Here is a 1,134-nt window from a genome sequence, read left to right as displayed (position 1 = left end):
CTAGATGTGATGCCCAGTCACGTTGGTCGAGTCAGTGTGACGAGACGATCTGACCTCCTGACAGATGAAGACCTCCCGGTGTGGAGTGGAGCTGTCTGACGGTTCCGTTCCACCAAGGGGAGGTCTTCGTGTCCCACGCTACCCACTCCAACGCGGCTTTGACCCCGCGCGCACGGCTGCGGCTGGCCGTGCTGGTCATCGAAGACGGCTGGCCCATCGCGCGGGCCGCTGAACGTTTCGACGTGTCCTGGAAGACCGCGGCCAGGTGGGCCCAGCGGTACCGCAACGAGGGGCCCGCCGGGATGCTGGACCGTTCCAGCGCCCGGCACCATCAAGCCCACCGCACCCCGCCGGCCGTGGTGCGCAAGATCGTCCGGGCCCGGCTGCGTCACCGGATGGGCCCGGTCCAGATCGCCGACCTGCTCGGGGTGCCGTCTTCGACGGTGCACGCGGTGCTGGTGCGCTGCCGGCTCAACCGGCTGACCTACTTGGACCGGGCCACCGGCGAACCGATCCGCCGCTACGAGCACGACCGGCCCGGGGACCTGCTGCACGTTGACGTCAAGAAGCTGGGCAAGGTCCCGGACGGCGGCGGGTGGCGCTACGTCGGACGCCAACAAGGCGGCCGCAACCGCGCGGCGACCACCGCCCGGACTGGCGCCCCGAGGAGCAAGTACCGACATCCCCTGCTCGGGACCTGCTACCTGCACACCGTCGTGGATGACCACTCCCGCGTCGCCTACGTCGAAGCCCACGACGACGAGACCAAGGAGACCGCCACCCTGGTGCTACGCCACGCCGTGGCCTGGTTCGCCGAACGCGGCGTCACGGTGCGGAAAGTCCTGTCGGACAACGGCGGCGCCTACCGGTCCTTCCTGTGGCGGGACACCTGCGCCGAGCTGGGCATCACCCCGAAACGCACCCGCCCGTACCGGCCCCAGACCAACGGCAAGATCGAGCGCTTCCACCGCACCCTGGCCGACGGGTGGGCCTTCAAGACCTTCTATCCCTCCGAAGCCGACCGACTCGCCGCGCTGGCACCATGGGTCCACCAGTACAACCACCACCGGCCCCACTCAGCGATCGGGAAGGTCGCACCCATCACCCGGTTGGACAACCTGGCTGGGCATCACA

1 protein-coding gene is annotated in these 1,134 nt (G+C 69.0%); it reads left to right on the top strand.

Features of this window, described 5'->3' with window-relative positions:
* Window positions 1-128: 128 nt before the first annotated feature.
* A partial coding sequence (locus tag AC3A5R_RS23070) for an IS481 family transposase (RefSeq protein WP_487623113.1) occupies window positions 129-1,134 on the top strand: 1,006 nt, incomplete at its 3' end.

The organism is Intrasporangium sp. Soil_C_50 (assembly GCF_057656595.1).
This window is presented reverse-complemented; position numbering and strand designations above follow the sequence as displayed.